21 protein-coding genes are annotated in these 25,059 nt (G+C 50.0%); 18 read left to right on the top strand and 3 right to left on the bottom strand.

What is annotated here, in order from left to right; genetic code table 11:
* Positions 1–696: 696 nt before the first annotated feature.
* Positions 697–1,302 carry a 5'-deoxynucleotidase gene (gene yfbR / locus RSC70_RS18195; RefSeq protein ID WP_040046426.1) on the bottom strand — a complete coding sequence of 202 codons (606 nt, stop codon included), beginning with the start codon at positions 1,300–1,302 and terminating at the stop codon, positions 697–699.
* A 114-nt stretch (positions 1,303–1,416) separates the two neighbouring features.
* Positions 1,417–2,637: a pyridoxal phosphate-dependent aminotransferase gene (locus tag RSC70_RS18200; protein ID WP_025797882.1), complete on the bottom strand. Its 1,221-nt coding sequence runs from the start codon at positions 2,635–2,637 to the stop codon at positions 1,417–1,419.
* 299 nt (positions 2,638–2,936) lie between these two features.
* On the opposite strand from RSC70_RS18200, the gene RSC70_RS18205 reads away from it, so the two are divergent.
* Together RSC70_RS18205 and RSC70_RS18210 are read left to right on the top strand one after the other, a co-directional pair.
* Complete coding sequence (locus RSC70_RS18205; protein WP_332543127.1) at positions 2,937–3,527, top strand: carboxymuconolactone decarboxylase family protein; 591 nt, start codon at positions 2,937–2,939, stop codon at positions 3,525–3,527.
* Positions 3,520–4,140, top strand: coding sequence for a CDP-alcohol phosphatidyltransferase family protein (locus RSC70_RS18210; RefSeq protein WP_332543128.1), 621 nt, complete (start codon positions 3,520–3,522; stop codon positions 4,138–4,140). Before RSC70_RS18205 ends, RSC70_RS18210 begins: the two co-directional genes overlap by 8 nt.
* A gap of 53 nt (positions 4,141–4,193) precedes the next feature.
* Here the strand turns inward: RSC70_RS18210 and RSC70_RS18215 are convergent, their stop codons facing one another.
* Positions 4,194–5,504 (bottom strand): rhodanese-like domain-containing protein, encoded by a 1,311-nt coding sequence (locus RSC70_RS18215; RefSeq protein ID WP_332543129.1) that lies wholly within the window; start codon positions 5,502–5,504, stop codon positions 4,194–4,196.
* Between the two features lie 156 nt (positions 5,505–5,660).
* On the opposite strand from RSC70_RS18215, the gene RSC70_RS18220 reads away from it, so the two are divergent.
* The 16 genes from RSC70_RS18220 (at position 5,661) to surE (ending at position 24,885) form a co-directional block, all read left to right on the top strand.
* Complete coding sequence (locus RSC70_RS18220) at positions 5,661–6,344, top strand: TVP38/TMEM64 family protein (protein WP_040046430.1); 684 nt, start codon at positions 5,661–5,663, stop codon at positions 6,342–6,344.
* 364 nt (positions 6,345–6,708) lie between these two features.
* The gene (locus tag RSC70_RS18225) at positions 6,709–7,659 is read left to right on the top strand and encodes a LysR family transcriptional regulator (protein ID WP_038502366.1); all 951 of its coding nucleotides are present in this window, start codon (positions 6,709–6,711) and stop codon (positions 7,657–7,659) included.
* A gap of 674 nt (positions 7,660–8,333) precedes the next feature.
* Positions 8,334–8,774: an NADH-quinone oxidoreductase subunit A gene (locus tag RSC70_RS18230; RefSeq protein ID WP_025797890.1), complete on the top strand. Its 441-nt coding sequence runs from the start codon at positions 8,334–8,336 to the stop codon at positions 8,772–8,774.
* A 48-nt stretch (positions 8,775–8,822) separates the two neighbouring features.
* Entirely contained in the window at positions 8,823–9,497 is a 675-nt protein-coding gene (locus RSC70_RS18235; protein ID WP_025797891.1) for a NuoB/complex I 20 kDa subunit family protein, read from the top strand.
* A 118-nt stretch (positions 9,498–9,615) separates the two neighbouring features.
* Positions 9,616–11,424: an NADH-quinone oxidoreductase subunit C/D gene (gene nuoC / locus RSC70_RS18240; RefSeq protein WP_372338166.1), complete on the top strand. Its 1,809-nt coding sequence runs from the start codon at positions 9,616–9,618 to the stop codon at positions 11,422–11,424.
* A gap of 2 nt (positions 11,425–11,426) precedes the next feature.
* Positions 11,427–11,927: an NADH-quinone oxidoreductase subunit NuoE gene (gene nuoE, locus RSC70_RS18245; protein ID WP_004092610.1), complete on the top strand. Its 501-nt coding sequence runs from the start codon at positions 11,427–11,429 to the stop codon at positions 11,925–11,927.
* Positions 11,924–13,285, top strand: coding sequence for an NADH-quinone oxidoreductase subunit NuoF (nuoF, locus tag RSC70_RS18250; protein ID WP_332543130.1), 1,362 nt, complete (start codon positions 11,924–11,926; stop codon positions 13,283–13,285). The genes nuoE and nuoF overlap by 4 nt, the downstream gene beginning before the upstream one ends.
* Positions 13,286–13,398: 113 nt before the next feature.
* Positions 13,399–16,149, top strand: coding sequence for an NADH-quinone oxidoreductase subunit NuoG (gene nuoG, locus RSC70_RS18255; protein ID WP_332543131.1), 2,751 nt, complete (start codon positions 13,399–13,401; stop codon positions 16,147–16,149).
* Positions 16,146–17,123, top strand: a complete 978-nt coding sequence (nuoH, locus tag RSC70_RS18260; protein ID WP_025797899.1) for an NADH-quinone oxidoreductase subunit NuoH — start codon at positions 16,146–16,148, stop codon at positions 17,121–17,123. Before nuoG ends, nuoH begins: the two co-directional genes overlap by 4 nt.
* Before the next feature lie 15 nt (positions 17,124–17,138).
* Complete coding sequence (gene nuoI, locus RSC70_RS18265) at positions 17,139–17,681, top strand: NADH-quinone oxidoreductase subunit NuoI (RefSeq protein ID WP_004092603.1); 543 nt, start codon at positions 17,139–17,141, stop codon at positions 17,679–17,681.
* A 10-nt stretch (positions 17,682–17,691) separates the two neighbouring features.
* Positions 17,692–18,270: an NADH-quinone oxidoreductase subunit J gene (gene nuoJ, locus RSC70_RS18270; RefSeq protein WP_040046432.1), complete on the top strand. Its 579-nt coding sequence runs from the start codon at positions 17,692–17,694 to the stop codon at positions 18,268–18,270.
* Entirely contained in the window at positions 18,267–18,569 is a 303-nt protein-coding gene (gene nuoK, locus RSC70_RS18275; protein WP_004092601.1) for an NADH-quinone oxidoreductase subunit NuoK, read from the top strand. The genes nuoJ and nuoK overlap by 4 nt, the downstream gene beginning before the upstream one ends.
* Positions 18,566–20,413 (top strand): NADH-quinone oxidoreductase subunit L, encoded by a 1,848-nt coding sequence (gene nuoL, locus RSC70_RS18280; RefSeq protein ID WP_063586782.1) that lies wholly within the window; start codon positions 18,566–18,568, stop codon positions 20,411–20,413. Before nuoK ends, nuoL begins: the two co-directional genes overlap by 4 nt.
* Positions 20,414–20,610: 197 nt before the next feature.
* Positions 20,611–22,134 carry an NADH-quinone oxidoreductase subunit M gene (gene nuoM, locus RSC70_RS18285; protein WP_025797907.1) on the top strand — a complete coding sequence of 508 codons (1,524 nt, stop codon included), beginning with the start codon at positions 20,611–20,613 and terminating at the stop codon, positions 22,132–22,134.
* A gap of 6 nt (positions 22,135–22,140) precedes the next feature.
* Positions 22,141–23,613: an NADH-quinone oxidoreductase subunit NuoN gene (nuoN, locus tag RSC70_RS18290; protein ID WP_025797909.1), complete on the top strand. Its 1,473-nt coding sequence runs from the start codon at positions 22,141–22,143 to the stop codon at positions 23,611–23,613.
* Positions 23,614–23,991: 378 nt separating this feature from the next.
* Positions 23,992–24,885 carry a 5'/3'-nucleotidase SurE gene (surE, locus tag RSC70_RS18295; RefSeq protein ID WP_332543132.1) on the top strand — a complete coding sequence of 298 codons (894 nt, stop codon included), beginning with the start codon at positions 23,992–23,994 and terminating at the stop codon, positions 24,883–24,885.
* Positions 24,886–25,059: the final 174 nt, after the last annotated feature.

The following is a 25,059-nucleotide window of genomic DNA, read 5'->3' on the forward strand; positions in this document are numbered from 1 at the left end:
GTTGAATAAGGTGGATCAAGCGATTATTTAGATACAGTGCATATTACGTCCGCCCAAAATACCGAGTCTTGCATATACATCGTGCAGGCGTCCGTGTTAGGGGGCCAATCGCCGCCCCCTAACAACCCGGCTTGGCACCGTTCTTCAGCCAGCTTCGCAGGTTCCCTCATCTCGTCATTCCGGCTTTAACGGAACGAGCGACAATCGGCATCCATGCCTCCGTCGCTCTTTTGCCGACGTCCGGTCGGCAAATCCTAGCCTGCATTCCTCTATTCGGCTGAAGAACAATGTGCCAGATAAGGTCAAACCCAAAACCCAAAACCCAAAACCCAAAACCCAAAACCCAAAACCCAAAACCCAAAAGACAAAAGACAAAAGACAAAAGACAAAAGACAATAACTCTATCTGTTTTTTAGTTTAAGTCATGGCATTTAGAGCAGTGAAAACAGGATGTTTTCACGAGGGGAGGAGGCGCCAGGGATGGCGCATGCCGACCCGGCGCGGAGATGGCGTCTCGGATAAAAGCGCGAGGATTGAAGGGGCGCGCGCTGGCGCCCCTCATCGGTCGCCTTCGATTTAGCTATATGTGATAGCTGTTATTGATAGGCGGACGAAAATTTACACCAAGGCCGCATAGGCACTTTGTGAACGAAACCCTACACGAATGCTATATAACCCAAGTTAATATGCCGAAACCTACATCACCTCATCCTGACTAATCTCATCCAGCGACAAGCTAAAACTCGGAATAAAGACTTCCATAAAGTATTCCATCTCAGGGCTTGAGCGCATATCCAATGTTTTCTCGAGGCGTGCTTTGGCCAGCTTAAATTCATTATTACCGGCTGACAGTTCTTCCAAACATTTGAGATAGGCACACAGCGCATCAGCCTGTTTGACGACTAACTTCTCATCTTCGGTGTAGTAATGTTCATCTAGCAATGGGCGGAAATCGTTTTGTAACTCTGGTGGCAGCATTTCGATCAGTTTTTGCTGCGCGACTTTCTCAATTTTTTTGTATTCGTGCGCAATTTGCGGGTTGTAGTATTTGATAGGCGTAGGCATATCGCCCGTTAGTACTTCGCTGGCATCGTGGTACATCGCCAGCAGCGCCACGCGTTCAGGGTTCACATTGCCATTGAACTTGCGGTTTTTAATGATGGCGAGGGCGTGAGCGACAAATGCGACCTGCAAACTATGTTCAGAGACGTTCTCGGTGCGAACGTTACGCATCAGCGGCCAGCGGCTAATCAGTTTCAAACGGGATAGGTGGGCAAAAAAGTGGCTTTGATTCTGGCTCATAACGCTCTCTCAATAAAACAGGTAGTGGAAAGACGAAGTCTATTGTGGGCGGTGATGGGGGAGGATGCAAATAAGAAACGGCACCAAAAGGTGCCGTTGGGTGATGCGAAAAAATCAATATTTCTGATGGTAGCCAGAGAAGAAACGGCCCAGTTTGTGGATAGCCATATCTAAGTCATCCACGCGTGGTAGCGTGACGATTCGGAAGTGATCCGGCTCAGGCCAGTTAAATGCCGTACCCTGAACTAATAACACTTTCTCTTGCAGCAACAGGTCGAGAACCATCTTCTGATCGTCGTGAACGTTGAAGCGCTTAGCATCAATTTTTGGGAACATATACAGAGCGCCGCGTGGTTTCACGCAGGATACCCCTGGGATTTCGTTGATCAGTTCCCAAGCTCGGTTACGCTGTTCATATAAACGACCGCCCGGCTGGATAAACTCATTGATGCTCTGGTAGCCGCCGATAGCGGTTTGAATCGCATGTTGCATCGGAACGTTAGCGCACAAACGCATCGACGCCAGCATTTCCAAACCTTCAATGTAGCCTTTGGCGTGCTTTTTCGGCCCACTCAAAACCATCCAACCCTGACGGAATCCCGCCACGCGGTAGGTTTTGGACAAACCATTAAAGGTGACAACCAGCAAGTCAGGTGCCAATGAGGCGATAGAAATATGTTCTGCGTCGTCGTATAAGATCTTGTCGTAAATCTCATCGGCGAAGATGATCAGGTTGTTCTCACGCGCGATGGTGACGATCTCTTCCAGCAACTCTTTGCTGTAGACCGCACCGGTTGGGTTATTCGGGTTGATAATAACGATACCACGCGTGCGCGGTGTAATTTTGCTGCGAATGTCGTCCAGATCGGGGAACCAGTCAGCTTCTTCATCACAGCGGTAGTGCACGGCATTGCCGCCTGACAACGAAACGGCTGCGGTCCATAGTGGGTAATCTGGCGCGGGTACCAGCATTTCGTCATCGCTGTTAAGCAGTGCTTGCATCGACTGCACAATCAGTTCAGAAACGCCGTTACCAATATAGATATCTTCTACGGTAACATCATGGATATCACGCGCTTGATAGTGCTGCATGATCGCTTTACGCGCGGAATATAGCCCCTTGGAATCACAGTAGCCCTGAGCCGTTGGCAGATTGCGAATGACGTCCACCAGAATTTCATCGGGGGCTTCAAAACCGAACGGTGCCGGGTTGCCGATGTTTAATTTCAGGACTTTATTGCCTTCTTCTTCGAGTCGTTTTGCTTCTTTCAAAACCGGCCCACGAATGTCATAGCAGACGTGATCCAGCTTGCGGGATTTTTCAATAGGGGACATAAAACAGCAGCCTTAATAATACGTAGCCAGAATAAAATTCGGCATTGCGCGTGGAAATGCGTGTCCATACGAGTAGAACACTGCGATGTAAAATAATGTACTCCCCGTAGCAGGGGTTTTGAAGGGTACAGGCCGTTTTTGGTGTAAAACGTTAGCTTATCCGTTAGCCATAACCGATAACGCGTAATAATGGCTTGTTTGTTAGCGTTTAAAACTTAACAATAATGAAAGTGCAGTTAAAAACTCCATGAAAATTCATTGAGGTTGTAAAAATAACGCCACATAACAGGAGATGTTGGGTGAAAAATAACGATAACCAGCCGTGGATCTCACCGCTGAAAAAAATCCCTACGGTCTTAACGCCTATCGTTCGAGCACAAGAGAAACATTATGGGCAAATTTTGAACCCTACACGCTGGTGGGGGCGATTTCCTTTTCTGTTCTGGCTGGTGGCTTTTTTCGTTGGCTTTTTGGAAAGAAGAGGCTCGGGGATAACGCCTACGGTACGGGCTTTGGTGATGACGCGTGTATCCCAGCAGTGTGATTGCGCTTTCTGCATTGATGCAAATAGTTTGAGATTAGCCGAGCGCAGCGGTTCGCTAGATAAAGTAATGTCTGTTCAGAACTGGCAGGCCGCGGATTGTTTCGACGAGCAGGAACGAGCTGCGTTAGCGTATGCCGATGGAATGACGGCGACGCCGCCGTGTATTGACGATATCTTGAAGACGCAGCTGAAATCTCATTTCAATGAAAAAGCGATCACCGAACTCACGGCACTGATTGCGTTTCAGAATTTATCAGCGCGCTTTAATGCGGCGCTGGACATTCCTTCACAGGGGCTTTGTGTGCCTGAAACTGCGGTAAAACGTAAGGGAGCGCCACGTGTTTGACCGTTATTTACATCCTCGGGTTAAGCCACTGCTTAATCAGATGGTTGCGCATCTTGATCGTCCTGCGATCACGCCGGATCGAATAAGCCTAGGCGGATTTGTCGTTGGTGTTTTTGCTCTGCCTTTTCTGGCTATGCAGTGGTACTACGCAGCTTTAATTGTCATCGTCATAAACCGGTTATGTGATGGGCTAGATGGCGCTTTGGCGCGTCGAAGAGGGCTGTCAGATGCCGGTGGCTTTTTAGATATTGCGCTGGATTTCTTGTTCTACGCACTGGTTCCGTTTGGATTTGTGCTGGCCTCTCCCGAGTTGAATGCGGTTGCGGGTGCTTGGCTATTATTCGCCTTTATCGGCACCGGCAGCAGTTTTTTGGCTTTTGCGGCGGTGGCAGATAAGTACCAGCTAGAAAACCTGGATTACCCGCACAAGTCATTTTATTACCTTGGTGGGCTCACCGAGGGTGCGGAAACCATATTGGTGTTTATTCTTTTTTGTCTGTTCCCTGCTTATTTTCCGCTGATTGCGTGGGTATTTGGTGGCCTGTGCTGGTTTACGACGCTTACACGTGTCTGGGGGGGATATAAGACGTTGAAGAAAGTGGAGAAAATTTAGGCTTCATTCTGGTAGCCCCATCCCTGCATAGGGATGGGGAAGCGTTTTATGGGTTACTTCCAGCTACTGTCTGGCCCACGTTCTCCGGTAACCACAGGGTTCTTCGGATTTGCGCTCCATTCATACCAACCGCCATCGTAAACGCTAACGGAAGGCCAGCCCATCGCACGGGCATACATGAAGGTTTCTGACGCTCTCCAACCGGTGCCGCAATAGAAAGAGACGTGTTGATCCGGCGTGATATGCCATTCTTTCCACATCGCAGCAATATCATCTGCTGAGCGCATGGTGCCATCTGGATTATGGAAATCTTCCATATGTGTGGAATCGCTGCCTGCATGTCCCCAACGCGCGCCAGCAATTTCGCCTTTTGGCTTGATGTAGCTGTAACCGCTGGTTTCACCGGTAAATTCAGGCCATGAACGAATGCTGACTAAAGAAGCATTTTTACGATTTAATAATCCACGCGCCTGTTCTTCATTCAGCATGATTTGAGGCTGTCCAGGAATAGTTGCACCGAAATCTGGCGCTGGTTTTGCCTCTTTCGGTAGGCCGCGTTCGACCGGTAATCCCGCCGCTGACCAAGTCTGCCAACCGCCGTCCAGTAAGCGAACGTCTTTGACGCCTGCATACAGCAGGATCTGCGCCACACGGGCAGCTGCGTAAACGTCGCGGCCGTATAGGATCACGGTGGTATCGTGTTTGATACCCTGTTTAGCCATCAGGGCTTTCAGTTTATCATCGGAAACTTTATTCCATAGCGGTTCACTTTCGACGTCATTGGTATCGATGTAGCCCGCGTTGGGGATATGACTGATGAGGTATTTTTTAGGTGCACCCCATGCAGCCTCAATCACTTTCCATTCACCAGCAGGTTTGGCGGCAACGGCTTTTCCCTGCTGGAGATCGTAAATCCACTGTGGATAGACTAATTGTTCAAAGTGCGGCATGCGCTGCAAGCGCTTAGGCTGCGCTAATGCATCGCTGAGTAATGTGACATTGGCATAGCCAAGTTTAACTAAACGTTCTTGCACCGCAGACGTTTGTGCTGCAGTCCCGTACAGGGCCACTTTGCGGTCAGGCGTGATTTGGTGTTGAGTTGCCCATTGCTGCAACTGCTGATCGCTCATTTCGCTTAACCAGCCAGCCGAGAGATTGTCTGCCTGAGGTTCATGGCCGGAGGCACCGTCAACGCCCTGTGGCCAACCGTTGTAAAATGCGCTAGGGCGAGTATCAATAACCGCACCTTTTTGAGATTGGACATCGGCCAGTGTGGTTTGGGTCATGGGGATGGCAGCAGCGTTGGCCACCTGTAGCCAGCCGAGCAAAAGCGCAGAAGTGGCTAACTGGGAAGAGAATTTCATTAAGTTTCCTAGCGAAGAAAAGGTGAGAGGCTTATTTTGGCGGAATATTTTGTCGCGTTCTTTGTGCGAACGCACAATGTTTTACATTATTACGTAGGTGATAATATAAATTCGCTGTTCTATTAATAGTTTAACTAATGAGGAAATGAAGTCGTCATGTTTAAGCGCCGTCAGAGGAATATCGTCATTTTATTGTGTCTGATAGGGGGCGCCATGATGTGGTTTGAGCCTGTACGCCACCAGCTGAAAGCATTATGGGGACTTTTTTCATCATTGGACGTGAATGTGATGATGGAATATTTGCGCAGCTTCGGGCCATGGGCAATGGCTGTCTCATTTTTGTTAATGATTTTTCAGGCGATCGCCGCACCGTTACCGGCTTTTTTGATAACGTTTGCCAATGCCGCATTGTTCGGCTGGTGGCAGGGCGCTTTGTTGTCATGGTGCAGTTCAATGGTCGCGGCATGGTTGTGCTTTGTGCTGGCGCGATGGCTAGGCCGAGACACTATCGAGAAATTCGTCTCAGAAAAGGCTTTGGACAGCAGCGATCGTTTTTTTGAACGCTACGGCAAACACACCATCTTGATATGTCGGCTATTACCTTTTATCTCATTTGACATTATTAGCTATGCAGCAGGTTTAACCTCAATTAAAGTAAGGACATTCCTAATAGCCACCGGAATAGGGCAGCTACCTGCAACGCTTGTTTACTCATATGTTGGAGGAATGCTCACGGGAGGCTTGCAGTGGTTTATCACGGGGCTATTAATTATGTTTTCTTTGAGTATTCTGATTTTTGCATTAAAAAAGAAAAAGCTCTCTCAAGAAAACAACAGCTAAGCTTAATGAAACCGGTCTCTGTTATTTCTCTTACATTAGATTTATTAATTTATTTATTACTTAAGACAGATAACCCTAAGAAAAATAAAACTACTGTCATTATAAAGCCATTGTAAAACAATCTTTTAGTTGATTGAAAGGTGACTATCTGACCTAATCAATAAGATATACTCAACAATGTAAATCTTTTTGCGTATTTTATGCTTTAAATTTGTTTTTAAGCCATAATTAAACGTGTTGAAAAACTGAATTAAGTATTTTCAGTTGTAGCTAACAGTAATGAGGGGAGGATGACGTTTATCTGAGTAGTAATACGTTTTAAATACCAGGGTTTATAGTCGCTGACTAATAATGAGAAATAGATATGATAAACACACATCGTCCTACGATTAACTTAGATTTAGATTTGCTACGAACTTTTGTAGCTGTTGCCGATGTGAAGACTTTTGCTGCTGCTGCCATTGTGGTGCAAAGAACACAATCGGCGGTGAGTCAGCAAATGCAACGTTTGGAGCAACTGGTGGGTAAAGAGCTTTTTGCTCGCCATGGGCGTAACAAACAACTGACTGAACACGGAGTACAGCTATTAGGTTATGCGCGTAAGATTTTACGCTTCAACGATGAAGCCTGTAGTTCATTGATTTACAACCATCTACAGGGTTCACTGATTATCGGCGCAACTGATGATACTGCCGATAGCATCCTGCCATTTCTCCTAAGTCGCTTTACCAGCCTGTATCCCAAGCTGGAAATCGACGTTAGGGTTAAGCGCAGCCCAGACATGAGGCAATTACTAAAAGACAGAGAAATTGATCTTGCCGTTACTACGATGGGGTTTGATGAGTTCTCTTATGAAACTTTAAGACGCTCTCCGACCGTATGGTTCTGCGCAACGGATTATGACTTTCAGCCTAGCGAACCCGTACCATTGGTGGTGCTGGATGAACCAAGTCCTTTCCGTGCGCTTGCCATTAAGCATCTCAATGAGGCGGGAATCCCATGGCGTATTGCCTATGTGGCTTCCACGCTTTCAGCGGTACGCGCCGCAGTGAAAGCGGGCTTAGGCGTCACCGCACGTCCTATTGAGATGATGAGCCCAGAACTACGCGTTCTTGGTTTGTCTGAGCGTTTGCCTAAGCTACCTGAAACGGAATATGCGCTTTGCTTAGCACCAAACTGTACTAATGAATTAGCGACGATATTGTTTAGTTCATTAAAAGCAGGTTCCGATCCTTATATTGAGGGGGGACCAGGCGTAACAGTACAAACAGTACAGGAAGGATCTTTTTCAAGTGGACCAGAAGATGTGGCTTGAATTTGAAATCTCTCCGCTCATCTGAGCTTAATTTCACACACCGGTAGAAGTGCATAAAAATGCCGGTGTGTGACTATTCTCCTTTTGAAAAATAAATTTAACATCTCTCTGCTGATAAAACTTATTCCGTATTACTGAACCGATTCCGCTTTGCCATCAATTAGTTAAATGAAAATCATTCTCACTAAATGTAGTCTGTGCAAAATACGCACAATATTTGTTAAGCAATCTTCCGGCCATGCCTTCCTGAATGAATATTCATTTGTCTGCTTACCATTGTTAATGTGATCCGCGTCATAAAAATGCCCGAGATACCCACGATGATGAACGGGTAATACCTAAGAAAATGGTATAGTGGCTACCAAACATTCACTTTTGTTTACATAATCGACACGTTACTGATGCAACTTGCAAACCTTATGAAGGATGCTAATACGTCGTGCAGACGCATCAAATGTTAAGTAAAATGTGGTGTTGTAAATTAATGTGTTGTTACCTTTGTCAAAGTTGACAAAAGGTTATAGAAAGGAGTAAAAAGCCCACAGTAAAACTCTGTTTAATCACTAAAAACAGGTGTTTTCTTGTGGTCCTTTTCCTTCCCTTAGTCGTTGTGGTGCACCTGCATTTCTTCAATGCAGAGAGACGCACCACGTTTGATGAGTAAGCATAAGAGTATGTCAACAGCCACTGAAGTAATCGCTCATCACTGGGCATTCGCCGTATTTATCATCATCGCACTCGGGCTATGTGGGGTTATGCTTCTTGGAGCATATGCACTCGGTGGGAGAGCACGTGCGCGCTCGAAAAATACGCCTTATGAATCCGGTATCGACTCAGTAGGTTCGGCGCGTTTGCGTCTGTCTGCTAAGTTTTATCTGGTCGCCATGTTCTTCGTCATCTTTGATGTGGAAGCCTTGTATCTATATGCATGGTCTGTCTCCATCCGGGAGAGTGGATGGATTGGCTTTATCGAAGCGGCAATTTTCATTTTGGTGCTGTTAGCAGGCCTGTTCTATTTGGTGCGTATTGGCGCGCTTGATTGGACGCCGGCACGTTCCAAGCGCCGTGTAGAACACGAAAGTACCGTTACGAATACCGATAGCCGCCCGCAGTAAGCCTGGCCTATTAGTCACCATTTATAGAGAAAGAATTGAGGCATAAAGATGGATTATACGCTCACCCGCATCGATCCGGACGGTGAGAACGACCGTTACCCCCTGCAAAAACAGGAGATCGTATCCGATCCTCTGGAACAACATGTTCACCGCAGTGTTTACATGGGCAAACTCGAAAATGCCCTGCATGACATGGTGAACTGGGGGCGTAAAAACTCTCTTTGGCCGTATAACTTCGGCCTTTCTTGTTGTTATGTGGAGATGGTGACGTCATTCACTGCGGTGCATGACGTTGCGCGTTTTGGTGCGGAAGTACTGCGTGCTTCACCGCGTCAGGCCGACTTTATGGTGGTTGCAGGAACCTGTTTCACCAAAATGGCACCGGTCATCCAGCGTCTTTATGACCAAATGCTGGAGCCAAAATGGGTGATCTCAATGGGTTCCTGTGCGAACTCCGGCGGCATGTACGACATCTATTCTGTGGTGCAGGGCGTGGACAAATTTATTCCGGTTGATGTGTATATCCCGGGATGTCCGCCGCGTCCAGAAGCCTATATGCAGGCATTAATGTTGTTGCAGGAATCTATCGGTAAAGAACGCCGCCCATTGTCGTGGGTTGTTGGCGATCAAGGTGTTTACCGCGCCAACATGCCATCAGAAAAAGAACGTAAGCGTGCTGAACGCATTGCAGTAACCAATCTGCGTTCACCAGACGAAATTTAATTTGCGCCTTGTGCAGTCTACTGAAGATGTGAGCGTCAGAAGATGGATTGCAGTTTTGAGTAGCGAATGATTTAGCCCGTTAGTTTGCTGGTTTCCCAGCAAGTAAAGTAAAAGCGTGGTGATAAAAATTATGACAGATTCGACGACGCAAGATCTGAATTTGCCTGCCTGGCAAACCCGCGATCATCTCGATGATCCGGTGATCGGTGAATTGCGCAACCGTTTTGGGCCCGATGCCTTTACCGTTCAGCCCACCCGCACCGGAATGCCTGTTGTTTGGGTGAAGCGTGAGCAATTACTGGAAGTTATGACCTTCCTGAAGAAACTGCCTAAGCCGTATGTCATGCTGTTTGACTTACACGGCATGGACGAGCGCCTGCGTACTCATCGTCAGGGCCTGCCAGAAGCAGATTTCTCGGTCTTCTACCACATCATCTCTATTGAACGAAATCGTGACATCATGCTCAAGGTGGCATTGTCTGAAAAAGACATGCACCTGCCGACCGTGACTAAGATTTTCCCTAACGCTAACTGGTATGAGCGTGAAACGTGGGAAATGTTCGGTATGACCTTTGATGGCCATCCTCACTTGACGCGCATTATGATGCCGCAATCTTGGGAAGGTCATCCGCTGCGTAAAGATTATCCAGCGCGTGCGACAGAATTTGATCCGTTTGAACTGACCAAGCAGAAACAAGATCTGGAAATGGAGTCGTTGACCTTCAAACCTGAAGATTGGGGAATGAAGCGCAGCACCGAAAACGAAGACTTCATGTTCCTGAACTTGGGGCCTAACCACCCATCTTCTCACGGTGCGTTCCGTATCGTGTTGCAGTTGGACGGTGAAGAGATTGTCGACTGTGTGCCAGACGTGGGTTATCACCACCGCGGCGCAGAGAAGATGGGCGAGCGTCAGTCATGGCACAGCTATATTCCGTATACCGACCGTATTGAATACCTCGGCGGGTGCGTGAATGAAATGCCTTACGTGCTTGCGGTTGAAAAACTGGCGGGTATCGAAGTGCCAGAACGCGTGAAAGTGATCCGCGTTATGCTGTCTGAACTGTTCCGTATCAACAGCCATCTGCTGTACATCTCGACCTTTATTCAAGACGTTGGCGCAATGACGCCGGTATTCTTCGCCTTCACCGACCGTCAGAAAGTGTATGACGTGGTTGAAGCGATTACCGGTTTCCGTATGCACCCAGCGTGGTTCCGTATCGGCGGTGTCGCACACGATCTGCCGCGTGGATGGGAACGCTTGCTGCGTGACTTCCTCGACTGGATGCCAAAACGTCTGGATTCATACGTGAAAGCCGCGTTGAAAAACACCATCCTGAAAGGGCGTTCTGTCGGCGTGGCTGCTTACAATTCCAAAGAAGCATTGGATTGGGGCGTAACGGGCGCAGGCTTACGTGCGACGGGCATTGAGTTTGACGTGCGTAAATGGCGTCCATATTCAGGCTACGAAAACTTTGATTTTGAAGTGCCGGTCGGTCACAACGGTGACTGCTATGACCGTGTGATGCTGAAGGTGGAAGAGCTTCGTCAGAGTTTGCGCATTCTTGAGCAGTGCTACAAAAACATGCCGGAAGGTCCGTTTAAAGCCGACCATCCACTGACCACGCCGCCGCCAAAAGAGCGTACGTTGCAGCATATCGAAACCCTGATCACCCACTTCCTGCAAGTGTCGTGGGGTCCGGTTATGCCTGCAAACGAATCGTTCCAGATGGTCGAAGCGACTAAAGGGATCAACAGCTACTATCTGACCAGTGACGGCAGCACCATGAGCTACCGTACGCGCATTCGTACTCCGAGCTATGCGCACCTGCAACAGATCCCAGCGGTAATTCGTGGCAGCCTGGTATCCGACCTGATCGTATACCTCGGCAGTATTGATTTCGTTATGTCAGATGTGGACCGCTAATCATGTCAGATCAATCTTTAGCTAAAGAAGAGGTTTTCGTGCTCAGCGATAGCGCCCGTGAGGCCATCGAGCATGAAAAACATCACTATGAAGATCCGCGCGCCGCGTCGATTGAAGCACTGAAAATTGTGCAGAAAGAACACGGTTGGGTTCCCGATGGCGCGATTTATGCCATTGCCGAAGTGCTGGATATTCCTGCCGCAGACGTGGAAGGCGTGGCCACATTTTACAGCCAGATCTTCCGTCAGCCGGTTGGTCGCCACATTATTCGCTACTGCGATAGCGTGGTGTGCCATATCAATGGGTATCAAGGTATTCAGGCCGCGCTGGAGCGCAAGCTAAACATCAAACCGGGTCAAACCACGTTTGATGGACGCTTTACGCTGCTGCCAACCTGTTGTCTGGGTAACTGCGACAAGGGGCCGAATATGATGATCGATGAAGATACTCATGCTCACCTGACGCCGGAGAACGTCGTCGAATTGTTGGAGCAGTATAAATGACAATTCCTTCAGCTTTAGTTCCAACACGTTCAGCGGAAAGCCATCCGCTGACGTGGCGTTTACGCGATGATCGTCAGCCAGTGTGGCTGGATGAATATCGCAGTAAAAGTGGCTATCAGGGTGCTGAAAAAGCGCTCAAAGGCATGGCTCAGGATGAAGTCGTTAATCTGGTTAAAGACGCTGGCCTGAAAGGGCGCGGCGGTGCAGGTTTCTCCACCGGTTTGAAGTGGAGCCTGATGCCAAAAGATGAATCCATGAACATCCGTTACCTGCTGTGTAACGCCGATGAAATGGAGCCAGGTACTTATAAAGACCGTTTGCTGATGGAACAGATGCCGCACCTGCTGGTGGAAGGCATGCTGATCGCGGCATTCGCGCTGAAATCCTACCGTGGTTATATCTTCCTGCGCGGCGAATATGTTGAAGCAGCGGTAAACCTGCGTAAAGCGATTGAAGAAGCCAAAGCGGCTGGCCTGTTGGGTAAAAATATCCTCGGCAGCGGTTTTGACTTCGAACTGTTTGTGCACACCGGTGCGGGTCGTTATATCTGCGGTGAAGAAACAGCATTGATTAACTCGCTAGAAGGTCGTCGTGCAAACCCTCGTTCAAAACCCCCATTCCCAGCTAGCTCTGGGGTATGGGGTAAACCAACGTGCGTTAACAACGTTGAAACCCTGTGTAACGTGCCAGCGATCATCGAGCACGGCGTAGACTGGTACAAAGGTCTGTCTGCCGGTAAGAGCGAAGATGCGGGTACTAAACTCATGGGCTTCTCTGGCCGCGTTAAGAATCCAGGACTGTGGGAGCTGCCGTTTGGCACTACCGCACGCGAAATTCTGGAAGATTACGCCGGTGGCATGCGCGATGGTTTAACGCTTAAAGCGTGGCAGCCAGGCGGGGCAGGGACTGACTTCCTGACCGGCGATCATCTGGATCTGCCGATGGACTTTGCCAGCATCGGTAAAGCAGGTAGCCGTTTAGGTACCGCGCTGGCAATGGCCGTGGATAACGAAATTGGCATGGTGCCATTGGTACGCAACCTAGAAGAATTCTTCGCTCGCGAATCCTGTGGCTGGTGTACACCATGCCGTGATGGTTTGCCGTGGAGCGTAAAAATCCTGCGTGCCCTTGAGCGTGGTGAAGGTCAACCGGGCGATATTGAAACGCTAGAACAACTGTGCCGCCATTTAGGCCCAGGTAAAACGTTCTGCGCGCATGCGCCAGGTGCGGTTGAGCCACTGCAAAGCGCCATTAAATATTTCCGCGAAGAGTTTGAAGCAGGTATTGCCGCGAAAGAATACGGCAACTTGAATGCCATTAAGGGCATTCAGCCAAACCTGCTGAAATCGCGCTGGTAATTTTAGCCCCACCCCAATCTGCTCGATAGACAGCAGGTTTGCTCCTCCCCCTGCAAAGAGGGAGGTTGGGAGGGGGTTTAGGGTCAAAGTTTTCTTATTTTGGAAGCATGCTAATGGCTACAATTCATGTAGACGGCAAAGAGTATGAAGTTAACGGGGCGGAGAACCTGCTACAGGCATGTCTCTCTCTCGGGCTTGATATTCCTTACTTTTGCTGGCACCCGGCGCTGGGCAGCGTCGGTGCTTGCCGCCAGTGTGCGGTTAAGCAATACCAGAACGCGGAAGATACCCGTGGTCGTCTGGTAATGTCATGTATGACACCCGCGCAGGACGGAACCTTTATTTCCATCGATGATGCAGAAGCTAAAACGTTCCGCGAGAGCGTTGTGGAATGGCTGATGACCAACCATCCACATGACTGTCCTGTGTGTGAAGAGGGCGGTAACTGCCATCTGCAAGATATGACGGTGATGACCGGCCATAGCTTCCGTCGCTATCGCTTCACCAAACGTACTCACAACAATCAGGAACTGGGGCCGTTTATTTCTCATGAAATGAACCGCTGCATCGCCTGTTATCGCTGTGTGCGTTACTACAAAGATTACGCTGATGGCACCGATTTCGGTGTGTATGGCGCGCACGACAACGTCTACTTTGGTCGCCCAGAAAGCGGCACGCTGGAGAGTGAATTCTCCGGTAACTTGGTCGAAGTGTGCCCAACCGGCGTATTCACCGACAAAACGCACTCCGAGCGTTATAACCGTAAATGGGACATGCAGTTTGCCCCTAGCGTCTGCCAGCAGTGCAGCGTGGGTTGTAATACCAGTCCGGGTGAGCGCTACGGTGAAATTCGTCGTATCGAAAACCGTTTCAACGGTACCGTTAACCACTACTTCCTGTGTGACCGTGGCCGCTTCGGCTATGGCTACGTCAACCTGAAGGATCGTCCTCGCCAGCCGCAACAGCGTCGTGGCAACGACTGGATCCACTTGAATGCCGATCAGGCCATGCAAGGTGCGGCGGATCTGCTGCGTCAGGCGAAGAAAACTATCGGTATCGGTTCTCCACGTGCCAGCCTTGAAAGCAACTATGCGTTGCGTGAATTGGTCGGAGCGGAAAACTTCTACAGCGGCGTTGAAGCGGGTGAATTAAGCCGTTTGAATCTGATGCAAAAAATCCTGCGCGAGGGCGGTATCTATACCCCAGCTCTGCGTGAGATGGAAAGCTACGATGCCGTGCTGATCCTTGGTGAAGACGTAACCCAAACCGCTGCGCGTATCGCGTTGGCGCTGCGTCAGGCTGTAAAAGGCAAGGCGCGTGCGATGGCTGCGGCTCAGCGTGTAGCTGACTGGCAGATTGCGGCGATTCAGAACATTGGCCAACGTGCCAAGTATCCGCTGTTCATGACCAGCATTGACGATACCCGTTTGGATGATATCGCGGCGTTGAATTATCGCGCACCGGTCGCCGATCAGGCACGTTTAGGTTTCGCTGTGGCTCATGCGTTGGATAACTCAGCCCCTGCGGTTGAAGGTTTATCAGACGACGTGCGCAAGCAGGTTGACGTGATCGTTCAAGCGTTAGCGGGAGCGAAAAAACCACTGATCGTAACGGGCAGCAATGCTGGTTATACGCCGCTGATTGAAGCAGCTGCGAACGTTGCCAAAGCGTTGAAAGCGCGCGATCTGGATGTTGGTATCACTTTTATTGCCGCCGAAGCGAACAGCATGGGTCTGGCAATGATGGATGCTCCGTCGATTGACGATGCGTTGGTTGAGCTCGAACAAGGCAACGCTGATGCGGTTGTGGTGTTGGAAAACGATCTTTATCGCCATGCGCCAGCCGCGCGTGTTGATGCCGCTTTAGCGAAAGCCCAAAGCCTGATCGTAGTCGATCATCAACGTACAGAAATTATGCACAAAGCCGATCTGGTGCTCTCTGCGGCAAGCTTTGCCGAAAGCGATGGTACCTTGGTCAACCAAGAAGGCCGCGCACAGCGCTTCTTCCAGGTTTACGATCCGGCCTATTACGACGATCCGAAGAAAAACACGCCGTCCATTATGCTGGAAAGCTGGCGTTGGTTGCATTCCCTGCACACCACCGTCGAAAGCCGCCATATCGACTGGACGCAGCTGGATCACGTGATTGAATCTTGTGTTAAAGCCTATCCACAGCTGCAAGGCATCGTGGACGCGGCACCGGATGCAAGCTTCCGTATCAAAGGTCAGAAACTGGCTCGTGAACCGCATCGTTATAGTGGCCGCACCGCAATGCGCGCCAACATAAGCGTACATGAACCGCGTCAGCCGCAGGACAAAGACACCGCGTTTGCGTTCTCAATGGAAGGGTACAGTGGTCCATTGGAAGATCGTCAGCAGATCCCATTTGCATGGGCTCCAGGCTGGAACTCACCGCAGGCATGGAACAAATTCCAAGCCGAAGTGGGCGGCCATCTGCGCCACGGCGATCCGGGCGTGCGTTTAATCGCAGCGGGTGAAGGCTCATTGGCTTACTTCGACGCTGTACCTGCTGCCTACCAGAATGTGGGTTGGGTGGTTGCTCCTTACTACCATCTGTTTGGTAGCGACGAGATGACTCAGCGTGCACCGGTTATCCAAACTCGTATGCCAGAAGCGTACGTGATGGTGAATCCGGCGGATGCGGCGCAGTTGGGCGTTAACAGCGGAACGGTTCTGGAGCTGATTGTTGCAGAACAGAAACTGACGCTGCCAGTGCGCTTAAGCGATAATTTGCAGTCAGGTCAAATCGGTCTGCCTCTGGGTCTGCCAGGGATCTCCCCGGTGCTGAACGGAAGCAAAGTTGACGCTATTCAGGAAACGAAAGTGCGGGAGGCAGCATTATGAGTTGGCTGACGCCAGACGTGATCGACATCATTCTCACCGTGCTTAAAGCGGTGGTGATTTTGCTGGTGGTGGTCACCTGTGGGGCATTTATGAGCTTCGGCGAACGTCGCTTGCTCGGCCTGTTCCAGAATCGTTATGGACCAAACCGTGTTGGCTGGGGCGGCTCGCTCCAGCTGGTCGCGGATATGGTCAAAATGTTCTTCAAAGAAGACTGGGTTCCACGCTTCTCCGATCGCCTGATCTTTACCTTGGCGCCGATGATTGCGTTCTCCTCCCTGTTGCTGGCTTTCGCGATTGTGCCGGTAAGCCCAACGTGGATGGGTGCCGATCTGAACATCGGTATTCTGTTCTTCTTGATGATGGCAGGTCTTGCGGTTTACGCCGTGCTGTTTGCCGGTTGGTCGAGCAACAACAAATACTCCTTGCTGGGTGCGATGCGTGCTTCTGCGCAGACGCTGAGCTATGAAGTGTTCCTCGGTCTTTCGGTGATGGGCGTGGTTGCGCAGGCTGATTCCTTCAACATGCAGGCTATCGTTGAATCACAGTCTCATCTGTGGAACGTCATCCCGCAGTTCTTTGGATTCCTGACCTTTATTATCGCCGGTGTTGCGGTATGTCACCGTCACCCATTTGACCAACCGGAAGCCGAGCAAGAACTGGCCGACGGTTACCACATTGAATATTCCGGTATGAAATTCGGTCTGTTCTTCGTGGGGGAATATATCGGGATCGTCACCGTATCAGCGCTGATTGTGACGCTGTTCTTCGGAGGCTGGCAGGGGCCATTCCTGCCGCCGGTTATCTGGTTTGCAATCAAGACTGCCTTCTTCATGGTGATGTTTATTCTGGTGCGTGCGTCACTGCCGCGTCCTCGCTATGACCAGGTGATGTCATTCGGCTGGAAAATTTGCCTGCCGTTGACGTTGTTGAACCTGTTGGCGACCGCCGCCGTGATTTTGTATAACGCTCAATAAGGGGTGAATGTAACCATGACATTGAAAGAGTTAGTGGTTGGTTTCGGCACCCAAGTGCGCAGCCTGTGGATGATTGGCTTGCATGCGTTTGCTAAGCGCGAAACCCAAATGTATCCGGAAGAGCCGGTATATCTGCCGCCTCGCTACCGTGGTCGTATCGTGTTAACCCGCGATCCCGACGGTGAAGAGCGCTGCGTTGCCTGTAACCTGTGTGCCGTTGCCTGTCCGGTTGGCTGTATTTCTTTGCAGAAAGCAGAAACCAAAGATGGTCGCTGGTATCCAGAGTTTTTCCGCATCAACTTCTCTCGCTGCATCTTCTGTGGTCTGTGTGAAGAAGCGTGTCCAACGACCGCTATTCAGCTAACACCAGATTTTGAACTGGGTGAATTTAAGCGTCAGGATTTGGTATACGAAAAAGAAGATCTTCTGATCTCGGGCCCGGGTAAATATCCGGAATATAACTTCTATCGTATGGCCGGTATGGCTATCGACGGCAAAGCGAAAGGCGAAGCCGAAAACGAAGCGAAGCCGATTGACGTTAAAGGTCTGCTACCTTAAGGAGCCAAGCATGGAATTTGCATTCTACATTGCAGCGCTGGTGGCCGTGGTGGCAACGATCCGAGTGATCTCGCATGCCAATCCGGTTCACGCCTTGCTGTATTTAATCGTGTCGTTACTGGCGATTGCGGCGGTGTTCTTCTCTCTTGGTGCTTACTTTGCAGGTGCCTTGGAGATCATCGTTTATGCCGGTGCGATTATGGTTCTGTTCGTCTTCGTGGTCATGATGCTTAACCTCGGTAATTCGGTGGTGGAGCAAGAGCGCGCATGGTTGAAACCAACGCTGTGGATTGGGCCGAGCATTTTGTCTCTGATCCTGCTGGCGGTGCTGGTTTACGCCATTATGAGCGTGAACGATCAGGGGATCAGCGGCGACATGATTGACGCGAAAGCGGTCGGTATCGCGCTGTTTGGCCCTTATGTTCTGGCCGTTGAGCTGGTGTCTATGCTGTTGCTGGCGGGTCTGGTGGTGGCGTTCCATGTGGGACGCGAGCACAAGCAGGGCGAAGTCTTCAGCAAAGCGCCAGAAGCGGATGCCAATAAAGCCAAGGCAATGGCGGTAAAAAATAAGGCGGAGGAGCGAGCATGATCCCGTTACAACACGGTTTAATTCTGGCGGCCATCCTGTTTGTTCTCGGGCTGACCGGCCTATTAATCCGACGCAATCTGCTGTTTATGCTGATTAGCTTGGAAATCATGATCAACGCGGCTGCTTTGGCATTCGTGGTGGCGGGGAGCTATTGGGGACAAGCAGATGGCCAGGTGATGTACATTCTGGCGATCAGCTTAGCCGCGGCGGAAGCGAGTATTGGCTTGGCGCTGTTGCTGCAATTGCATCGTCGTCGCAACACCCTGAATATCGATACTGTCAGTGAGATGCGCGGATGAACCTACTCTACTTAACAATATTGCTACCGTTAATCGGGTTCTTGCTGCTGGCATTTTCCCGTGGTCGCTGGTCAGAAAATACGTCGGCCATCATCGGTGTCGGTTCTATCGGGCTGGCTGCGCTGGTTACCGCCTATGTGGGTTTTGATTTCTTAAGTCAAAAAGCCGACGGCATACAGGTGTTCAACCAACATCTGTGGAACTGGATGGCCGTGGGTGACTTCGGCATTCCTGTCACCTTAACGCTGGACGGTCTGTCGCTGACCATGCTGTCTGTGGTTACCGGCGTGGGCTTCTTCATTCATATGTTCGCCTCGTGGTATATGCGCGGTGAAGAGGGCTACTCGCGCTTCTTCGCTTATACCAACCTGTTTATCGCCAGCATGGTGGTATTGGTTCTGGCGGATAACCTGCTGCTGATGTATTTGGGCTGGGAAGGGGTAGGGCTGTGCAGTTATCTGCTGATCGGCTTCTATTACACCAACCCTGCTAACGGTGCGGCGGCAATGAAGGCGTTCATCGTGACTCGCGTGGGTGACGTGTTCTTGGCGATTGGCCTGTTCATTCTTTACAACGAACTGGGCACGCTGAACATCCGTGAACTGATGATTTTGGCTCCGCAAAAACTGGAGATAGGCTCGACCGCGATTACGTGGGCGACGCTGATGCTGTTGGGCGGTGCCGTTGGTAAATCTGCACAGTTGCCGTTGCAAACATGGTTGGCAGATGCGATGGCGGGTCCAACGCCGGTTTCTGCTTTGATCCATGCTGCGACCATGGTTACCGCGGGTGTTTACCTGATTGCACGTACTCACGGTCTGTTCCTGATGGCACCTGAAGTGCTGCATTTGGTGGGTATCGTTGGTGCGGTGACGTTGGTGCTGGCCGGTTTCGCCGCGCTGGTACAAACCGACATCAAACGCGTGCTGGCATACTCAACCATGAGTCAAATCGGCTACATGTTCTTGGCGCTGGGCGTTCAAGCATGGGATGCGGCAATCTTCCATCTGATGACGCATGCGTTCTTTAAAGCGCTGCTGTTCCTCTCTTCTGGTTCGGTGATTTTGGCCTGCCACCACGAGCAGAACATCTTCAAAATGGGTGGATTGCGTAAATCGCTGCCGCTGGTTTACATCTGCTTCTTGGTCGGTGGTGCTGCGCTGTCTGCGCTGCCAATCGTCACCGCGGGCTTCTACAGTAAAGATGAAATCCTGTGGGGTGCGTTGGCTTCCGGCCACGTTAACCTGATGACTGCGGGCTTGGTGGGTGCGTTCCTGACGTCGCTGTATACCTTCCGTATGATTTTCATTGTGTTCCATGGCGAAGCACATACCAAAGCACATGCGGGCAAAGGCATTGCGCATAGCCTGCCGCTGATTGTGTTGCTGGTGCTTTCTACCTTCATCGGTGCGTTGATTACGCCACCATTGGCGGGTGTGTTACCAGAAAGCCACGGCGGTGAAGCGGGTAAAATGACGTTAGAAATTATCTCCGGCGTCGTGGCTATCGTTGGCATCCTGCTGGCTGCTGTCTTGTACCTTGGGAAACGTCAGTTTGTGAATAGCGTGGCGCAGAGCGCGCCGGGTCGCTTCTTCTCAACGTGGTGGTTCCATGCATGGGGCTTTGACTGGCTGTACAACATGATCTTTGTTAAGCCGTTTAAAGCGATTGCTTACCTGTTACAGCGCGATCCGCTCAACAGCCTGATGAACCTGTTCGCCGTCTTTGCGCGTTGGGGTAATCGTGGTCTTGCGGTGAGTGAAAACGGTCAGTTGCGCTGGTATATGGCATCTATGGGTGTGGGCGCAGTAGTCGTATTGGCTCTGTTGTTATTGGTTAAGTGATATACCCTTCATCTTTCAAGTTGCAGGTGTGTTGGCTGTGTTCGCTCACCCTAGTCACTTACTTTAGTAAGCTCCTAGGGACTCGTTCACTTGCCGCCTTCCTGCCTCTTGAAATCTATAGGGTATAGCTTATGGAGAACTGTTTAGGGTTCTCCATTGCATGAAACCTCATTCAATTTTAAGGGACACAAAGCGCCATGTTATTACCTTGGCTAATTCTTATCCCGTTCATCGGTGGCTTTTTAAGCTGGCAGAGCGAGCGCTTCGGCACTAAAGCTCCACGCTGGATAGCACTGATAGCAATGGGTCTGACGTTAGTGTTGTCTGTGCAACTATGGTTGCAGGGCGGCTATTCTCTGACACAGGCGACGGGGCTTCCGCAGTGGCAGTCAGAGTTCTCCGTGCCGTGGATCCCACGTTTCGGGATTGAATTCCACCTAGCACTGGATGGTTTATCACTGCTGATGGTGGTGTTGACCGGCTTGCTGGGCGTTCTGGCGATCCTCTGTTCTTGGAACGAGATCCAGAAGTATCAGGGCTTCTTCCACCTGAATCTGTTATGGATTCTGGGGGGCGTAATCGGTGTGTTCTTGGCCATCGACCTGTTCCTGTTCTTCTTCTTCTGGGAAATGATGCTGGTGCCGATGTACTTCTTGATCGCTCTTTGGGGTCATAAAGCATCAGACGGCAAAACTCGTATCAGTGCGGCAACCAAGTTCTTCATCTACACCCAGTCCAGCGGCCTGATTATGCTGATTGCGATTCTGGGTCTGGTATTTGTTCACTTCAACGCTACCGGCGTGTGGACATTTAACTATGAAGAATTGCTGAACACGCCAATGAGTCACAACGTTCAGTATCTGCTGATGTTGGGCTTCTTTATTGCATTCGCCGTGAAGATGCCGGTGGTTCCATTGCATGGCTGGCTACCTGATGCACACAGTCAGGCACCGACCGCAGGTTCCGTTGACTTAGCCGGTATTTTGCTGAAAACCGCAGCCTATGGCCTGTTGCGCTTCAGCCTGCCGCTGTTCCCTGAAGCATCCCATGAGTTTGCGCCTATCGCGATGTGGTTAGGCGTTATTGGTATCTTCTACGGTGCATGGATGGCGTTTGCTCAGACTGATATTAAGCGTCTGATTGCTTACACCTCCGTTTCCCACATGGGCTTCGTGTTGATCGCGATTTACTCCGGTAGCCAACTGGCCTATCAGGGCGCGGTTATCCAGATGATTGCACACGGTCTGTCTGCTGCCGGTATGTTCATCATCTGCGGTCAGCTTTACGAGCGTCTGCATACGCGTGATATGCGTCAGATGGGCGGTTTGTGGGGCCGGATTAAATACCTGCCTGCGCTGTCGCTGTTCTTTGCCGTTGCAACCTTAGGTATGCCGGGTACCGGTAACTTCGTTGGTGAGTTCATGATCCTGTTCGGCAGCTTCCAAGTGGTGCCGGTTATCACGATTATCTCTACCTTCGGTCTGGTATTTGCCTCTGTTTATTCGTTAATCATGATGCAGCGCGCTTATTACGGTGCACCAAAATCTGACAAGCCGCTGCCGGGTATGAGCACGCGTGAGCTGTCGATTATTCTGCTGCTGGTGGTTCTGCTGGTTGCGCTGGGAGTTTATCCTCAGCCGATTCTGGATACGTCCAGTGCCGCAATGACGAACGTGCAACACTGGTTTAGCTCTGCTTCAACTTTAACAACAAGGCCGTAATTCGCCATGACAATAACTCCTCAACATCTGATCGCACTGTTACCGCTGTTGATCGTCGGATTGACGGTGGTGGTTGTGATGCTGTGCATTGCGTGGCGACGCAACCACTTCGTCAACGCAACGGTGACAGTGATCGGTTTGAACCTGGCGCTGCTTTCGCTCTATTTTGTGGGGCAGCTTCTTTCTGCAACGGATGGCTCGTTAAACGTAACGCCGCTGTTTCGCGTTGATAGTTTCTCCATGCTGTATATCGGCTTGGTGTTGCTGTCGAGCCTTGCGACCAGCACGTTTGCCTATCCATGGCTGCAAGGCTATCCAGATAACCGCGATGAGTTCTATCTGCTGGTTCTGATTGCAACGCTGGGCGGTATCGTACTGGCTTGCGCTAACCATCTGGCTGCGTTGTTCATCGGTATCGAACTGATTTCGCTGCCGCTGTTTGGCCTGATTGGCTATGCGTATCGCCAGAAACGTTCGCTGGAAGCCGCTATCAAGTACACCATTCTGTCAGCGGCGGCGTCATCGTTCCTGCTGTTCGGTATGGCGCTGCTGTATGCTGAATCTGGCGACCTGTCGTTTGCCGGCCTCGGTAAAAGCATGAGCGATAGCATGCTGCACGAACCACTGCTGTTAGCAGGTTTAGGCATGATGCTGGTTGGCTTTGGCTTCAAGCTTTCACTGGTTCCGTTCCAGCTGTGGACGCCTGACGTGTATCAGGGCGCGCCTGCACCGGTTTCAACCTTCTTGGCCACCGCCAGCAAGATTGCCATCTTTGCTGTGCTGATGCGTCTGTTTATGTATGCGCCGGTCACCAACAGCGAAACGGTACGTTTGGTTCTGGGCATCATCGCATTCTGCTCCATCCTGTTTGGTAACCTGATGGCCATCACGCAGAGCAACATCAAGCGTCTGCTGGGTTACTCTTCGGTGTCTCATTTAGGCTATCTGCTGGTGGCACTGATTGCGGTTCAGAGTCAGCAAATTTCTGCTGAAGCGGTTGGCGTGTATCTGGCGGGTTATCTGTTCGCAAGCCTTGCCTCCTTCGGCGTGGTGAGCTTGATGTCTAGCCCATACAGCGGCCCTGACGCAGAATCCCTGTTCTCTTATCGTGGTCTGTTCTGGCATAAGCCAATTCTGTCTGCGGTAATGACGGTGTCTATGCTGTCTCTGGCTGGTATCCCAATGACGCTGGGCTTCATCGGTAAATTCTATATCGTTACCGTGGGTGTTCAGGCGCATCTGTGGTGGCTGACCGGTGCGGTTGTGGTGGGTAGTGCGATTGGTTTGTACTACTACCTGCGCGTTGCTGTGAGTATGTACCTGCATGCACCTGAAACGCTGGTGCGTGATACGCCAAATAACTGGGCACTGACTGCCGGTGGCGTTGTGGTACTGATTTCAGGGATCTTAGTGGTTCTGCTGGGTATCTTCCCTCAGCCGCTGATTTCTCTGGTGCAGATGGCACAGCCGATTCTTTAATTGAATCGATAAGGCCATAGCCAAATAAAGCCCTATTAGTTAACGCTAGTAGGGCTTTTTGCATATACGCGTTAAAGGAATGGCAAGGCCGAATGAGTTGGAGATTAGATTCATTCTTCAGAGTGTCTGAAAGAGATGGCGGGTATGTTGTATACGCACGTTTTTATGCATGAAAATAGTTTTTTAAATTTAATTTTTTTACTAACAAACGGATATAAACAAAATAGGTTTAAATCTCAATTTAAACAAATAAATCAATAACTTAAATATAGTTATTAATCTATAGAATGTGAGGTACACGGTGATATACAGAATATCCCCTCAGTTATCTCATTAACGTAAGAGGGGATATTTTCTAATTAATTAAAGGATATCACCATGAAAACTACAGAACTGACCGCATTAGCCCTGTCTTCTACTGTATCGGCCGCTCAGGCTGCAACTCGTCCAATGCGTATTTTATTGGTCAATGACGACGGCTATCAGTCTACAGGGATCACCTCGCTGCAAAGTAAACTTGCGGCTAAAGGTTATGATGCGTGGTTGACAGCACCTGCAACCGATCAAAGTGGTCAAGGTTCAGCAATGACAATTAGCCCAAATAATGCTTTTGAGGTGAAAAAAGTCGGTGATAAGCAATATGGCTTCCCTGGAACACCGTCGGATTCGCTAGATTTTGGTTTGCTGGGTGTGCTGAAAGATACCCCGCCGGATCTGGTGATCTCTGGTGTTAACTACGGGCAAAATAACGGCGGGAACTTGCAGAACTCGGGTACGGTTTCTGCGGCCGCGTTGGCTATTCGCTATGGCTATCCAACCATTGCGGCTAGTATTGGTATGCTCATGAGTGTAGATGAAGCCAAAGCAGGTTTCCCAAGCACTAAACTTTATTGGCCTGACGCCGTTGATTATGTTGTTAGTATGGTGGACGCTTTGGCTAAAAATTGGACACCGGGTGAGACAGTTTTACCTTATGGTACCGGTGTTAACGTGAATTATCCGGCCTTACCAAAAGATAAAATCTTGGGAAGAAAGTTTGTGCTTAATGATTTGCACGCTAAACCGATGTTTAGCTATGAGATACAGCCTGATGGCACCGCTACGCAGGTAATTAACCCTGATGCGCTAACGCCTGCGGCGGGTAATACGGACGTTAACTTGCTGAATGAAGGCTATATCACGTACACCGTGATTGATTCTGATTGGAATGCGCCACAGTTTGATATGAACTATGCCTATGCTTTTGACGCCCCCGAGTTAAAACATCCTTAATGCTTGATAAACAAATATTAACGGCCTGAGATTTCAGGTCGTTTTTCGTTGCAAAGCCAAAACGGTTATCGCATCTTTTATTGCCGCACAAAAATTAGTATGTTAGTCTAACTAAATTGGTTTCACTCCTTCCTAACTGAGCTCTCGTATGATTAACGATCTGAAAAAACTTCA

It is taken from the genome of Hafnia sp., assembly GCF_036648275.1.
Lineage (GTDB): Bacteria > Pseudomonadota > Gammaproteobacteria > Enterobacterales > Enterobacteriaceae > Hafnia > Hafnia alvei.

Coding starts and splice junctions, on each gene's coding strand:
- nuoK (WP_004092601.1), top strand. CDS start 18,267: ATGATCCCGTTACAACACGGTTTAATTCTGGCGGCCATCCTGTTTGTT.
- nuoE (WP_004092610.1), top strand. CDS start 11,427: ATGTCAGATCAATCTTTAGCTAAAGAAGAGGTTTTCGTGCTCAGCGAT.
- nuoH (WP_025797899.1), top strand. CDS start 16,146: ATGAGTTGGCTGACGCCAGACGTGATCGACATCATTCTCACCGTGCTT.
- nuoJ (WP_040046432.1), top strand. CDS start 17,692: ATGGAATTTGCATTCTACATTGCAGCGCTGGTGGCCGTGGTGGCAACG.
- RSC70_RS18215 (WP_332543129.1), bottom strand. CDS start 5,504: ATGAAATTCTCTTCCCAGTTAGCCACTTCTGCGCTTTTGCTCGGCTGG.
- nuoM (WP_025797907.1), top strand. CDS start 20,611: ATGTTATTACCTTGGCTAATTCTTATCCCGTTCATCGGTGGCTTTTTA.
- nuoI (WP_004092603.1), top strand. CDS start 17,139: ATGACATTGAAAGAGTTAGTGGTTGGTTTCGGCACCCAAGTGCGCAGC.
- nuoL (WP_063586782.1), top strand. CDS start 18,566: ATGAACCTACTCTACTTAACAATATTGCTACCGTTAATCGGGTTCTTG.
- surE (WP_332543132.1), top strand. CDS start 23,992: ATGAAAACTACAGAACTGACCGCATTAGCCCTGTCTTCTACTGTATCG.
- nuoN (WP_025797909.1), top strand. CDS start 22,141: ATGACAATAACTCCTCAACATCTGATCGCACTGTTACCGCTGTTGATC.
- yfbR (WP_040046426.1), bottom strand. CDS start 1,302: ATGAGCCAGAATCAAAGCCACTTTTTTGCCCACCTATCCCGTTTGAAA.
- RSC70_RS18235 (WP_025797891.1), top strand. CDS start 8,823: ATGGATTATACGCTCACCCGCATCGATCCGGACGGTGAGAACGACCGT.
- nuoF (WP_332543130.1), top strand. CDS start 11,924: ATGACAATTCCTTCAGCTTTAGTTCCAACACGTTCAGCGGAAAGCCAT.
- RSC70_RS18225 (WP_038502366.1), top strand. CDS start 6,709: ATGATAAACACACATCGTCCTACGATTAACTTAGATTTAGATTTGCTA.
- RSC70_RS18230 (WP_025797890.1), top strand. CDS start 8,334: ATGTCAACAGCCACTGAAGTAATCGCTCATCACTGGGCATTCGCCGTA.
- RSC70_RS18220 (WP_040046430.1), top strand. CDS start 5,661: ATGTTTAAGCGCCGTCAGAGGAATATCGTCATTTTATTGTGTCTGATA.
- RSC70_RS18200 (WP_025797882.1), bottom strand. CDS start 2,637: ATGTCCCCTATTGAAAAATCCCGCAAGCTGGATCACGTCTGCTATGAC.
- nuoG (WP_332543131.1), top strand. CDS start 13,399: ATGGCTACAATTCATGTAGACGGCAAAGAGTATGAAGTTAACGGGGCG.